Origin of the sequence: Paenibacillus sp. MMO-58 (genome assembly GCF_037146255.1) — a bacterium.
Classification (GTDB): Bacteria; Bacillota; Bacilli; order Paenibacillales; family Paenibacillaceae; genus Pristimantibacillus.
The window spans coordinates 572,754-586,385 of the sequence record NZ_JBBCVY010000002.1 but is presented as its reverse complement, the minus strand read 5'-3'; the positions used below and the strand labels follow the sequence as shown (position 1 = coordinate 586,385).

The window sequence follows — 13,632 nt, the reverse complement described above, 5'->3', positions numbered from 1 at the left end:
ATGCCAGAGTATCTTGTTATTCCTTCTATTGTAGTTGCCGTATTCGTTATCCTCGGTATTGCCTTTTGGGCGCGCTACCGTACCGTAAGCCCGGACGAAGCGATGATCGTAACGGGTTCTTTCTTAGGAAGCCGGAACGTAAGCACGGATGAAACCGGCCGTAAAATTAAAATCGTCCGCGGCGGAGGCGCCTTTATCCTTCCGATCTTCCAGAAGGCGGAGTTTCTATCGCTGCTCTCCCACAAGCTGGACGTCTCTACTCCGGAAGTATATACGGAACAAGGCGTACCTGTTATGGCGGATGGTGTCGCGATTATCAAAATCGGCGGTATCGTTGAGGATGTGGCGACGGCAGCCGAGCAGTTCATGGGTAAACCAACCGAAGCGCTGAAGAGCGAAGCGCAAGAGGTGCTGGAAGGTCATCTCCGGGCTATCCTTGGTACGATGACGGTAGAAGAGGTTTACCGGAACCGCGACAAATTCGCTCAAGAGGTGCAGGGCGTCGCAGCCAAGGATTTGAAAAAGATGGGCCTGCAGATCGTTTCCTTCACGATCAAGGATTTGCGGGATAAGCACGGATATCTGGATGCACTTGGTAAACCGCGTATTGCTGCCGTAAAGCGCGATGCGGATATTGCGGAAGCGGAAGCGGTGAGAGATTCCAGGATTAAGAAGGCACTTGCCGAGGAAGAAGGACAGAAGGCCGAGCTTCTGCGCGATACCAATATCGCCGAGGCTGCTAAAGAGAAAGAACTGAAGGTAGCTTCCTTCAAACGCGAACAGGATATGGCGAAAGCGGAAGCGGATCAGGCTTACTCGATTCAGGAAGCGCGCGCTAAGCAAAGCGTAGTAGAAGAGCAGATGAAGGTTGAGCTCGTCCGGAAGGAACGCGAGATTGATCTGGAAGCGAAAGAAATTCTGCGCCGCGAGAAGCAGTATGATGCGGAAGTGAAGAAAAAAGCCGAAGCCGACCGTTATGCGGTCGAACAAGCGGCCGAAGCGGATAAAACCAAAAAGCTCCGCGAAGCGGATGCCGTGCAATACCGCATTGAATCGGAGGCGAAGGCGCTTGCTGAGCAGAAGCGTCTGGACGGTCTTGCGATCGCCGATGCAGAGCGTGCGAAAGGTACGGCCGAAGCCGAGGTCATCCGTCTGCGCGGTCTTGCCGAGGCGGAAGCGAAGGAAAAGCTTGCTCAAGCGTTCGAAAGCTTTGGCGAAGCTGCGGTTCTCGATATCATCGTGAAAATGCTGCCTGAGCTTGCCGGCAAAGTGGCAGAGCCGATTAAAGGCATCGACAAACTGACGGTTGTAGATACCGGTCATGGCGAAGGGGCAGCGCGCTTAAGCAATTACGTAACCGGCTTAATGGCGACAGCACCGGAGATGCTGAAAAACGTATCCGGAATTGATGTCAATTCCCTGATGAAAAACTTAACGTCCCGGGTATCCGGTGCTCTAACTCCGCCTGCGGCAGCAGCTGCCGAGACACCTGTGCAAATCCCGCAGCCTGCTGAGCCTGTGGAGAAAAACGAATAACGAAACATAAAAATCCCGGAGAGGACAATTGGATCCTCACCGGGATTTCTTTTACCGCAATAGAATAGGTTTTCTCATAACTTCACGGCAGATATACGGATACGTCTGTAATCCGCTTGATAAACGCCATTAACGACCAGCAGCTTTCGTCTGGCTGCGTCGTATACCTCTTGCTTGGCAGACTGTCTATCGGCGTTATCGAGGCCTTTGAAGAAAGCATCCCCGAATCCGTCCAGCCAATGCATTACCCCTTTTTCACCTTCCGGCAAAGGAGTAGGGCGGTCGAAATGCTCGGCGATTTTTACCTCGAATCCATATTGCTCGAGCAAACTTGCATATTCGCCAATTGAAGGGAAGTACCATGGATTCCGTTCAGCCGGCTGAATGCCATACCGGGGCATCACTTTATAAAAGGCCTGGACAAAAACATCTACATTGCCCTTGCCGCCAAATTCGGCAACAAACCTTCCTCCGCCCTTTAAGGAATCCCGAACGGATTCGATAGCACCGCGGGCATTTGTCATCCAGTGCAGGGCCGCATTCGAGAAAACGGCATCAAACGGAGCTTCGAAACTGAATTGCTCACCGTCACCAACGATGAAGTTAATATCCGGATATTTGCTTCTTGCGGATACAATCATGGCTTCCGACTGATCCATACCGGTTACCTTCGCACCCGATCCTGCGATTTCAACGGCCAGATCGCCTGTACCGCAGCCCAGATCCAGAATATGTTCTCCTGGCTGCGGATCCAGCCAATCCAGAATGCCTTTGCCAAGCTTCGATACAAATCCGAGCTGCGTATCGTACGTTCCGGGATTCCATGCCTGCGTGCCTTGATTGATCATGTTTCATCGCCTCCGATTTGTTATACCTTAGTTTTACCTCCTTGAGCCATATAAGTGAAATATATAATATCTATTCACTTTATAGTTTTTGCCTATGATGAAACTTTAATCGAGGACTTTCGAAGATGAGCGACCGCGTTTAGAAGTAAGTTTTATCGCCAAATAGAATTGTAATTTCGATTGTCCTGGAACTTGTAAATTTTAATTCTAGTGTGGTTAAGAAAACAGTAAAAACCCCGGAGAGCATAAGCTCCCGGGGTTTCCGAGTCAAGCGATTAACGGCTGTAGAACTCGACGATTTGTTTCTCGTCGATCTCTTGGGAAAGCTCAGCACGTTCTGGAAGACGAACGTATTTACCTTCAACAGCTGTATCGTTGAATTCCAGGTAGTTCGGTAGGTGATGACGGCCTTCGATTGCTTCTTTGATCGATTTCAGACCACGGCTGCGCTCGCGCAGACCGATTACGTCGCCAGTCGATACAGTGTAGGAAGCGATGTCGACTTTTTTACCGTTAACGGTTACGTGACCGTGGGAAACCAACTGACGTGCGCCTGCACGGGAGTTAGCGAAACCAAGACGGAACACGAGGTTGTCCAGGCGGCTTTCGAGAAGGACCATGAAGTTTTCACCGGAGATACCTTTCAGTTTAGCCGCTTTGTCGAACAAGTTGCGGAATTGCTTCTCGTTCAAGCCGTACATGTGACGCAGTTTTTGTTTTTCTTGCAATTGAACGCCATAACCGCTAAGCTTTTTGCGTTGGTTAGGACCGTGTTGGCCTGGAGGGAATGGACGTTTCAATTCTTTGCCAGTACCGCTCAAGGAAATACCAAGACGGCGGCTTAATTTAAATTTAGGACCTGTATAACGGGACATGAGTTGTGTAACTCCTTCAAAATTGTATTTTTGAGGATGGGGTTGTGTTTCGCCGAATACGCTCTATGCTCGAAATCTTCGAAGCCTGATAAACAGTTCAGCCGCTGGTATATCAGCGAACGTATTTCTGAGGGTGACACAAAACCGTACGCCCATGCATTCATTTATAGATAATATATGAAATTGCTTGCCTTTGTCAAGGCGCCAGCACTTCCCATCAATGGCGGCAGACGCGGTTCAAAAGACCTAAAAGCTGGAATTTTGAGTAGTGCAAAATTCTCAAAAATAAAGTATATTATAAATTGAAATAATAGCTTGATAGACTCGTCTCCTTTATATAGAGGGAAGGGCTGGGTGTTGCCGATGGCGGATTTATATAATAATCCACAGGCGTTAGATGAAACTGCCGCGGCAGCTCATCGGATTGAAGAGGATATGCGAACAATATGGTTTGAGAATGAAGATATTCAAGCTGCGGATGAACCGTACTTGCTGCCATTGCTGCAGGAGAGCTTTGCATGCTGGCGCAAGGATTCCGATGAGCAAGCTATGCAGGTAGACGGACAGTTCGTATTGTTTGATTTGAACAGCAATGTAATTGGTTCCGCGGGAACTTTGGAGATAAATCGTCAGGCGGAGGTAATTGCCGCCGCGAGGCAGGCTGCTGCCGATTCCATGACATCATCAGAATCTGCGACAGAAGATGAGCGGAAGTTGGAGGCCGTGGCCGTTCCCTTACTCACTCGATCGGATCGTCGTCCTTTTTGCGTCTTGGTTTATGTAACAGATTTTCTTGACGGGGCTCAGGCCAAATCCATCGCGCAGCTTAGCGCGCTTCATCTTCGGACTTGCTTTTACCGCAGGTTTGAGCAGCTCTACATCAAAGATCTGCTTTTGCAGCAAAAGCGGACGGACAAGGAAGCGAGCAGGCGCGACGCCTTGTTTTTGGCGGCCAAAAGGCTGTATGACCAGTTCGATGTCACGTCGGTATTGTCCGAAATGCTAAGCAGTTTGGAGCAGTTATATCCGAATTCGGTTGCGCAATTGTATTTATCGCAGGATCATGTCAACGGGGATTCCCGAGTCAAACCGCTTGTATTTAAAAATGCGGCGCATGACCTGGTAGCCAAGTCGTTTCTGGAAGGCAAGCTTGTGACCGAGCAGGACCGGGAAGGGACTAAGCGCCTTGCGGTACCCATGACGGGTAAGCAGGCTGCTTACGGCGTTTTATGCTTGACGGTTAACGCGAGCAGCTGGGACGATGCGGACCTGCCGGCATTTGTTTTGCTGGCCGACACGGCCGGCACAGCGTTTGAGAACGCGAAGCTGTACGAGCAGTCGAACCTTCTTATTAATGAGCTAAGATTGATTAACGAGCTTACTAAGAGGCTGAACCAATCGCTGAAGCTGAAGGAAATTTTCAAATTTGCTTCGTCAGAGCTTCTGAGCGTATTTGATGCCGATTATTGCTGCGTCCTTCAGCTTAACAAAGAGAAAAATCAATTTGTCGTTATGGCAAGCAATATCCCTGCCATGTCAAGCGAACATTTCTCGCCCGAATACGGGTTCTGCGGCATCGTGCATCGCACGAAGGAACCTCTTATCATCTCGGATTATTGGCACACGAGAGTCGTCAATTCGAAGCTGATGGATAATACGGGCGCACGCTCGCTAATTGCTACGCCAATTCTTGTCGATTCGGAAGTTGTCGGCGTTATTATGGTTGCCCATAAAAGCGCAAATTTCTTTTCCTATGACAATTACAAGCTGTTGCAGGTCATGTCTACGCATATAGGGCTGGCCATTACGAATGCATCGCTTCATGCCGAAGTCCGGAGAATGGTGATTACGGATAATTTGACGGGCCTGCACGCCCGCCATTATCTGAATGAGCAGATTCAAAGCCGTCAAAGGAAAGATCCGCTCGGTGCACTGATCCTCGTCGATATTGACCATTTCAAGCAAATCAACGATACGTTTGGCCATCAGGTTGGCGATCAGATTCTGGTACAGGTCAGCAGCATAATCCGCAGCTCGATCCGGCAGGGCGACATTGCCGCGAGATGGGGCGGGGAGGAATTGGCGGTTTATTTGCCGGGTATTCATTCAGAACAAGCTTACAGGATTGCCGAACGGATCCGAACCCATGTGGAAGCAGAGACACAGCCGGTTGTGACGGTTTCCTGCGGTGTCTCCGAATGGACGTTTGAGAATGAGAAAATCAGCGTGGAATCACTATTCTACAGAGCGGATATGGCGCTTTATGAAGCAAAAAACAACGGAAGAAACCGGATTTATATCGGACAAGCCAATTGATTGTTACGAAGGACACCTCCAGAGGTGTCCTTTTCTTTTTGGAAAAGATCCGAATAAGGCGCTGTCCGTTCAGGGACGATAAGGTTATATGGAACGATTTAATGAAAGGTGCTGTGTTAATTGAAGACCCTGAAACATACTCTTATTAGCACGCTGCTTGCAGCGCTTGTACTAGCCTTGAACGGATGCTCAACCTCCAGCCGCCCGCCCGAGGAATGGCTTAACATGTCGATTGCCGGTCTTGCGGGCAAGGATCAATATGCGTTCTCCGGCCAAACAACCATCTACTCGGCGGAAGGCTGGGCTTATGCGCCCCGGACCTTTCAAGGACATATTGAAGAGCACACCAAGCTGCATGCACAAGGCGATGACGGCGAGGATCTGGAATGGAGCCCGATTGAGGTTCTGAACAAAGTGAAAAACGCGGATAAGAAAGTAAACTTTGTCGACGCGGCCACAACAGCCGACCAGGTTGCGTTGCATATCGAGCTAAGCGATCAGGATGCCAACAAGCTCTGGAAAGAGCAGCTTCAGGATGAGATGAACGCGCTGGCTGCCAAAGAACCGCTGGAAGAAGGACCATATAAACAAGCCTGGCTGAAAGAATTTAACGAATCCCAAAAGCAGATGGACAAAATGCTGAAATCTCTTCAGGTTAAAGCTCAATATGAAGTGTTGATCGACAGAAATAATCTTGTTCCGACCAAGCTGGAGGAGCATTCCGTCCTTCATTATTCGCTCTCCGGACAAGACAAACAGGAAAAGCGCGATACCAACGTTACCTTTAGTCCCTTTAACGGAACAGCCACAAGAGCAGGAACAGGAACTGTTCAATAAGCAAGCAACATGCTAATATGTTCGAAGGCTGTTTTTCATAGAACAGTGCTCATAAGTAATGGAGGTTTGAGAAAGATGCGTGATGCAAGATTACAGAAGCTGGCGGCCAACCTAGCCGGCTACTCGATTGATGTACAACCCGGCGACAATGTACTGATCGATTTGATTGGCCTCGAGCTGGAGCTGGGCAAATGCCTTATTGAAGAAGTAACAAAGCGTGGCGGAAGACCGTTTGTGGAGCTGAGCGACCGCTCTGTCCTGCGGACGATGCTGACGCATGCAACCAAGGAGCAAATTGAGCTTTGGGCGAAGCATGACCTTGAGCGCATGGAGCAAATGCAAGGCTATATCGGCGTTCGGTCGGGCTCGAACGTAAACGAATTGTCTGATGTGCCAAAGGAAAAAATGCGTTTATACGAGCAATTATACACACATCCCGTACATATGGAGGAGCGCGTTAAGCGTACGAAGTGGGTTGTTCTCCGTTACCCGACTCCATCGATGGCGCAGCTGGCTAACATGAGCACGGAAGCGTTTGAGGATTTCTATTTTGATGTATGCAACCTGGATTACGCGAAAATGGACCGGGCGCAGGATCCGCTTCAGGCATTGATGTCCCGTACGGACAAAGTACGGATCGTTTCGCCGGGTACCGATTTAACTTTCTCCATTAAAGGAATCGGTGCGAAAAAATGCTCCGGCCAGCGGAATATTCCTGACGGCGAAGTATTCTCCGCGCCTGTTCGGGATTCGGTTAATGGCGTAATTACGTACAATTCGCCAAGCGTCTATTCCGGAACAACGTTCCAGAATATCTCGTTTACGTTCGAGAATGGCAAGATCGTTAACGCTACCAGCAATGACACGAAGAAATTGAATGAGATTCTGGACAGCGATGAAGGCGCGCGTTACATCGGCGAATTCGCAATCGGCTTTAATCCGTATATTTTACATCCGATGAACGATATTTTGTTCGACGAAAAGATTGCGGGAAGCCTTCACTTTACGCCCGGTCAGGCGTATGAGGAAACGGATAATGGCAACCGTTCTTCCATTCATTGGGATTTAGTATTGATTCAACGTCCGGAGTACGGCGGTGGCGAGATTTATTTCGATGACGTATTAATCCGCAAAGACGGCGTTTTTGTGCTGCCGGAGCTGGAAGGACTAAATTCCGAAAATTTGAAATAAATGAAAATGAAGCGTTTTTGAACTTTTCTCTTGATGGATGATATATTTCGGGTTATCATGATGTCAAGGAAAGCTTTACTAATTAACTGGAGGGATTCCCCATGTCCAACAATGCAGCTATCGTAGAAATTTCTCAAGCGGCTAGCCAATTCCGCTCTTCAATCGTTCTGCAAGCCGACAACAAATATATCGATGTTAAGAGCATTCTTGGACTGTTTACGACGTTGGTAGGCGGCCACGCTTACGAGCTTCATGTTCATGGTCCTGATGCGGAAGAAGCGAAAGCAAAAATGGCAGAAATTTTCGCGAAACATAACTTGAATGTATCGGTAATTAGCGAATAAGACTTGTTCGGTCGCAAACAAAGCGTTTCTTCTTCTGAAAAGAAGAAGCGCTTTTTTGTTTTGTCCTTGTGTATTGGCTCTTTTTCGTCTAATATAAAAGATATAGACGACGGCGGGTACACGCACAGGGGGGAAAACGATGTCTTCACCGGAAGTCACGGTTCAATTGCATGAGAAAGCGCTTCGTCTCCTAACGGAAGATGCGAGTAAAATAGAAAAACTTATCGAAGTTCAGATGGAGAACTTGACGACCCGTCAATGTCCGCTGTACGAGGAAGTTTTGGACACGCAAATGTATGGATTCTCGCGGGAGATTGACTTTGCTGTGCGCGCGGGATTGATAGCCGAGCAGAGCGGAAAAGAAATGTTAAGCCGATTGGAACGCAACTTGGCCCAGTTGTATGAAGCGTTAAATAATAAAGAGTAGTCTCCATTTGGAGCCTACTCTTTTTTTGTTTTCTCAAACTAGATAGAAGGCAACGCCCAATATGACATAAACCATAAGGAGCAGGAACCCCTCATACCAGTTGGTCGTACCGTCTCGGGAAACGGATTTCGCTATAAAGACGGAAACGCCGATAGCGGTTAATTCGATTGGCGTGAAGATAATATCCATTGTATTGCCCATAAACGCACTAATCAGAATCAGCACCGGAGCTACAAACAACGCGATCTGCAAGCTGCTGCCGATGGCGATTTCGACTGCTGCGCCGATTTTGTTCTTAAGTGCCAGCATAACCGCTGCGCTATGTTCGGCTGCATTTCCGATGATCGCAATAACGAACGCACCGACAAACAGCTGGGACAGGCCAAATTTCTCGGTAAAGCTGTCGAGAGTATGCACAAGCCATTCGCTGACGAAAGCGACCATAACCGTCGCTACAATCAGCATAATAACGGATACGCCTTTCGACCACATCGGCTCCTCGCCATGATCGGCATTCATTACGTTATCCGCGAGAACATCTTTATGAGTAATCATCGAGAACACAAGCCACAGCAGGTAAGAAACGATCAGAATACAGGCAACCGTGATGCTGAGGAAATGGTCCTTATTAAGCGTGAAATGCTCGGCTCCAACAAAGACAGCCGGTACAAACAAACCGATAACAGCCATAATCATCAGCGTTGCGTTATGCTCGGCCAATTGATTATTGAAAAACTGCTGTTTGAATTTAATGCCGCCCGCAAGGAGACTAAGACCAAGGACGAGCAGCAGGTTGCCAATGATGGAACCGGTGATACTCGCTTTAACGGTATCGAACAAGCCTTCTTTAACGAGGAAGATCGCAATGATCAGCTCTGCCGCGTTACCAAACGTGGCATTTAGAAACCCGCCAAGCCTTTGTCCGGCGTAATGGGCAACACTTTCCGTCGCTTTGCCGAGAAAGCCCGCCACAAACACGACGGCGATAGCGGAAATGATAAATTGAAGCGTCATGTCCCAATGGGCGAAATGCCCGAGTGCGCTCAAGAGGAACATGACAATTAATCCGCCGAAAAACAGTTTCTGTCTCACCAAATCCACCTCTTCAATTATGTAAGTCTAAAAAACATTATTAATCATAACGAAAAAAGGCAACCATGTAAACTTTTCCAAAAAATATGGCATAGGGCCTCAGATAGATCTACTTCCTTCCTTGCTTCAAATTGAGCCATCCAGTACAATGATGGTATATGGCAAATTGAGGAGTGGAATAACATGAACGAGGACCTTCAAACAGGCATTATCCGTATTTCAGACGATGTAGTGGCAACGATTGCAGGACTCGCTGCGCTTGAGACTCCAGGCATTGCCGGAATGTCAGGCGGGATCTCCGAAGGACTGGCGAAGCGCCTTAGCGGTAAAAACGTGCAAAAAGGTGTATCCGTCGAAGTAGGTCAGCTGGAAGCGGCAATCGATCTTCGCGTTATCGTTCATTACGGCATTCCGATTCAGGAGGTCTGCAGACAGCTGCAGCTGAATGTAAGAGAATCGGTTGAGAATATGACCGGTCTTAATGTTGTTGAAGTTAATGTAAAAGTGGAAGGCGTTGCCTTCAAAGAAGAGGAAACGTCTGAAGAACCGCAGCAACGCTTGAAATAGTATGCGGAACTTACATAAAAAAGGCTGAACCGTTACTTAGACGGGTTCAGCCTTTTTTAGTGATGAGAACGTTTCGTGCGCTCTGGCTTGTCTTGCTTGTTGGCTTCCCGCGAGATGCTGAGAAGCACTCCGATACACATCAGACAGACCAGCAGGGAGGATCCCCCATAGCTGACGAAGGGCAGCGTTACGCCGGTCAGCGGTATTGCGCCGGTTACGCCGCCGACATTAACGAAGGCCTGGATTCCGAACAAGCCAACAATTCCGACTCCTACAATGGTTCCGTAGTGATCGGGGCAGCGAAGGGCAACGATAAGCGCCCGCCAGAGAAAGAGCAAGTAAAACAAGAGGAACAGGCTTGATCCGATAAATCCCAGCTCCTCGGCAATGACAGAAAAGATAAAGTCATTATAAGGGTAATCCAAGTAATGCAGCTTTTGCACGCTTTCCCCGAAGCCAGCTCCCGTCAAACCCCCGTGCCCAAGCGCCTGCAAGGAGGATACCAGTTGGAACCCCGAGCCCTGTTGATCCGCCAGTGGATCGGAATAGGCTGTAAACCGGGCAACCCGGTAAGCCCAACCATCGGGATTTGTGGCCATGCCGATCGCTGCGAAAAGGACGGCGAAGATACCGATTACGCCTCCTGAAACGGCAACCTGCTTGAGATTAGCGCCGCCTGCAATGATCATTATCCCCGCACAAGAAGCAAGAACGAGACAGGAGCCCAAATCCGGCTGCATCATGATAAGGAAGCAAATAAATCCTACGATGATTAATACCGGAAGCAGGCCTTTTTTGAAGTCCCGGAACTTTTCGCCCTTCTTGGTAATAAGAGCCCCTATATAGAGGATCATGGCAAGCTTGGCCATCTCCGTCGGCTGAATTCCCATGGTTCCGATACGGAACCAGCTGCTCGCACCGTTCAACGATCCAATGGTTGGTACAATCATCAGCATGACTATGACCGGAATGAATAGGAAGATAAATCCCTTTTTAAAAATCTGGTAAGGGAGATTCATCAAGAAAAGCATTGCAAAGATGCCGAGAACCGCCCAAATGAGCTGCCGCTTAGTAAAATATAACGCATCATTGTGGAATTTCGCCGAAGTCAGCGTAATGTTCGAGCTTGCACTGAACACCATGACCAGTCCAAATCCAACTAGCAGCAGCGTTAAAATAAGGAGCAGAAAGTCCGGTCTGCCACGACTGCCATTCTGCTGTGTCTTCTTCATAGATTAGGCAAGCAGCTGTTTCAGTTTCTCGAGGCGTTGATTCGCAATCGTCATGATCGGCTGCGGAACCGGCGATTCGTATTCAAGACCATGTGGGAATGTAGCTTTTCCGATGTATACGTGTTCAATTGCAAGCACGGCATTAGGATTTTCAAGCTTGCCTTCAACAGCGCGAGTGTTGACGCGCAGGAAGTACTCCGATTTCGTTGCTTGATCTTCCAGCTTCAGATCGTATGTAGCGCGGTAGTATTCCCACTGCCAACGTACAAAGCCAAGCTGCTCGGCAGACTCGTCAAGATGAGCCAGATCGCTTTGAAGGCCGTTAAGACCCGAGTTTTCAATAATCATCGTTATTCCTCCTATAGTTGCTTGTGGAATGTAAGGTTTATGCTGGCAAAGCCCGTTTTGCTCAAAGCGCAAAACTTATTTGTACATCTTTTCCCATGATAGTATGTTTCCCCAGTCAGCGCAAGACTTACTCTCTGCTATAGCTATGCTTTCTCTTTGCCGCATGGCGCCGTTCTGTTAGAATAGATGGAAATAAGTTTTGCTTCATAACGCTTTTGTAAGGTTATGCGTTTACTTCAAACAAAACTTTTAGGAGGTGTGTCCAATGAAGACTAGTAGCTATATAAAAGAGCAGCTGCAGCGTCTTTATCCGGAAATGGTCCGGTGGCGCAGACATCTCCACCAGAATCCGGAGCTGTCTTTTCAAGAGGTACATACATCCCGGTGGATTGCGGAGCAATTAAAGGCCTTTGGCTGTGAGGTGCGCGAAGGCGTTGGCGGACACGGTCTGCTGGTTACGATAAAAGGGGAACTGCCGGGTCCGGTTATCGCGCTTCGCGCGGATATTGACGCCCTTCCGATTCAAGATGAGAAGGAATGCGAATACCGGTCCCAGGTTCCCGGCGTGATGCATGCATGCGGACATGATGGGCATACGTCGGCATTGCTAGCCGTAGCGAATTACTACCAGAAGCATAAGGCAGAGCTGGCCGGCGAGCGCCGGTTGATTTTCCAGCCTGCCGAGGAGCAGACACCGGGCGGAGCGATCCGCATGATTGAGGACGGGGCCTTGGACGGCGTAGACGCCATATACGGGGTGCACTTGTGGTCGCCGATTCCGTATGGTCAGACCGCAACCAAGCCGGGACCTTTTATGGCAGCAGCGGATGAATTCACTTTAGAAATCGTAGGCCTTGGCGGACATGGCGGCATGCCTCATAAGACGATCGATACAATCGTAATCGGCTCGGCTCTCGTGCAGGCGGTTCAATCCATTGTTGGCCGCAACGTTGATCCTTTGAAGCCTGCGGTAGTTACAATCGGGTCCTTCCAGGCCGGAACAACCAATAACGTCATTGCCGAGCGCTGCGCGATGAAAGGGACGGTCCGTACATTCGACGAGGAATCCCGAAAGCTTACGCATGAAAGGCTTGAGCAACTGATTAACCATACTTGCAGCATGTACGGAGCGAAATACGACTACCATATGCGTATCGGGTATCCGCCCGTCATCAACGACGAGCAGGAGGCGGGCCGTTTCTTCCGGGTATCCGGCGAACTGTTTGGTGTCGAGAACACCCTTCGTTCGGAAGCGATGATGGTCGCGGAGGATTTCTCGTATTATTTGGAGAAGGTACCGGGCTGCTTTATGTTTGTTGGGGCGGGGAACGAGGAGACGGGAGTCGTATACGCCCATCATCATCCTCGCTTTGATATCGATGAGCGTGCCATGGTACATTCCGCCCAGCTTCTTATTCAAATGGCGGAAGATTTTGCGGCAGGATGACAACTCTTCTGGCTGGATATCCTAAAGGAAGAAATTCCGAATAGGAGGTTTGTCCGCCTTGCGTAAAACGATCAAAGAGGTTATGTCTTCGCCGTGCATTACGGCAACTTTACTGGATAACGTATATGAGCTTGCCGTCTTAATGAAGAAGCATGATATCGGATTTATACCTATAGTAGAAGGCTCAAAGCTGATTGGCGCCGTAACGGACCGGGATCTTGTCGTACGCGGTTATGCGGATAAGCATTCCGGCTCCACAGCCGTCGAGAAAGTCATGACAACCGATTTGCTGACCATTGCGCCGGACACAACCATGGATAAAGCGGCAGATCTGATGGCCAAGCATAAAATACGCCGTCTTCCCGTCGTAGAAAACGGTGAATTGGTTGGAGTTGTCGCAATTGGCGATCTGGCTGTCCGGGATGCCTTCATTCACGAGGTAGGCGCAGCCCTTAACGAAATATCGGAGCATGTGCATTAGATGAAATAACGGGATTCTTCCGGGGCGAACGCCTTTGAGGAATCCCGTTTTTCGTATAAAATTCTGGATAATTTTGCATACTGTGAGGTGA

The 13,632-nt window shown here is 49.0% G+C and carries 14 protein-coding genes; 9 read left to right on the top strand and 5 right to left on the bottom strand.

From position 1 onward, the window contains the following. Nucleotides 1-1,536 carry a flotillin family protein gene (locus WFJ73_RS08415; protein WP_336772608.1) on the top strand — a complete coding sequence of 512 codons (1,536 nt, stop codon included), beginning with the start codon at nt 1-3 and terminating at the stop codon, nt 1,534-1,536. A 74-nt stretch (nt 1,537-1,610) separates the two neighbouring features. Here WFJ73_RS08415 and WFJ73_RS08410 read toward each other — a convergent pair whose 3' ends face one another. Together WFJ73_RS08410 and rpsD are read right to left on the bottom strand one after the other, a co-directional pair. Further along, nucleotides 1,611-2,384, bottom strand: coding sequence for a class I SAM-dependent methyltransferase (locus tag WFJ73_RS08410; RefSeq protein ID WP_336772607.1), 774 nt, complete (start codon nt 2,382-2,384; stop codon nt 1,611-1,613). Between the two features lie 275 nt (nt 2,385-2,659). Beyond that, nucleotides 2,660-3,259, bottom strand: a complete 600-nt coding sequence (rpsD, locus tag WFJ73_RS08405) for a 30S ribosomal protein S4 (RefSeq protein ID WP_132306125.1) — start codon at nt 3,257-3,259, stop codon at nt 2,660-2,662. 363 nt (nt 3,260-3,622) lie between these two features. On the opposite strand from rpsD, the gene WFJ73_RS08400 reads away from it, so the two are divergent. The 5 genes from WFJ73_RS08400 (at nt 3,623) to WFJ73_RS08380 (ending at nt 8,374) form a co-directional block, all read left to right on the top strand. Continuing rightward, nucleotides 3,623-5,575 (top strand): sensor domain-containing diguanylate cyclase, encoded by a 1,953-nt coding sequence (locus WFJ73_RS08400; protein ID WP_336772606.1) that lies wholly within the window; start codon nt 3,623-3,625, stop codon nt 5,573-5,575. Nucleotides 5,576-5,695: 120 nt separating this feature from the next. Beyond that, the gene (locus WFJ73_RS08395; RefSeq protein WP_336772605.1) at nt 5,696-6,412 is read left to right on the top strand and encodes a hypothetical protein; all 717 of its coding nucleotides are present in this window, start codon (nt 5,696-5,698) and stop codon (nt 6,410-6,412) included. A 75-nt stretch (nt 6,413-6,487) separates the two neighbouring features. Further along, a complete protein-coding gene (locus WFJ73_RS08390) occupies nt 6,488-7,603 on the top strand; it encodes an aminopeptidase (RefSeq protein ID WP_336772604.1) in 1,116 nt (371 codons plus the stop codon). A gap of 101 nt (nt 7,604-7,704) precedes the next feature. Further along, a complete protein-coding gene (locus WFJ73_RS08385; protein ID WP_015845356.1) occupies nt 7,705-7,947 on the top strand; it encodes an HPr family phosphocarrier protein in 243 nt (80 codons plus the stop codon). Nucleotides 7,948-8,086: 139 nt separating this feature from the next. Continuing rightward, on the top strand, nt 8,087-8,374 hold the full coding sequence (locus WFJ73_RS08380) for a YlaN family protein (protein WP_127493480.1): 288 nt from the start codon (nt 8,087-8,089) through the stop codon (nt 8,372-8,374). A gap of 33 nt (nt 8,375-8,407) precedes the next feature. Here WFJ73_RS08380 and cax read toward each other — a convergent pair whose 3' ends face one another. Further along, nucleotides 8,408-9,466, bottom strand: a complete 1,059-nt coding sequence (cax, locus tag WFJ73_RS08375; protein WP_336772603.1) for a calcium/proton exchanger — start codon at nt 9,464-9,466, stop codon at nt 8,408-8,410. A gap of 183 nt (nt 9,467-9,649) precedes the next feature. Between cax and WFJ73_RS08370 the strand changes: the two genes are divergently transcribed. Beyond that, entirely contained in the window at nt 9,650-10,033 is a 384-nt protein-coding gene (locus WFJ73_RS08370) for an Asp23/Gls24 family envelope stress response protein (protein ID WP_015845353.1), read from the top strand. Between the two features lie 56 nt (nt 10,034-10,089). On the opposite strand, the gene ftsW is transcribed toward WFJ73_RS08370, so the two are convergent. Both ftsW and WFJ73_RS08360 read right to left on the bottom strand, forming a co-directional pair. Further along, entirely contained in the window at nt 10,090-11,265 is a 1,176-nt protein-coding gene (gene ftsW / locus WFJ73_RS08365) for a putative lipid II flippase FtsW (RefSeq protein ID WP_336772602.1), read from the bottom strand. 3 nt (nt 11,266-11,268) lie between these two features. Then, nucleotides 11,269-11,613: a YugN family protein gene (locus tag WFJ73_RS08360; protein ID WP_336772601.1), complete on the bottom strand. Its 345-nt coding sequence runs from the start codon at nt 11,611-11,613 to the stop codon at nt 11,269-11,271. A gap of 265 nt (nt 11,614-11,878) precedes the next feature. Between WFJ73_RS08360 and WFJ73_RS08355 the strand changes: the two genes are divergently transcribed. Together WFJ73_RS08355 and WFJ73_RS08350 are read left to right on the top strand one after the other, a co-directional pair. Beyond that, on the top strand, nt 11,879-13,060 hold the full coding sequence (locus WFJ73_RS08355; RefSeq protein ID WP_336772600.1) for a M20 metallopeptidase family protein: 1,182 nt from the start codon (nt 11,879-11,881) through the stop codon (nt 13,058-13,060). Nucleotides 13,061-13,118: 58 nt separating this feature from the next. Beyond that, nucleotides 13,119-13,541, top strand: coding sequence for a CBS domain-containing protein (locus WFJ73_RS08350; protein ID WP_336772599.1), 423 nt, complete (start codon nt 13,119-13,121; stop codon nt 13,539-13,541). Nucleotides 13,542-13,632 lie beyond the last annotated feature (91 nt).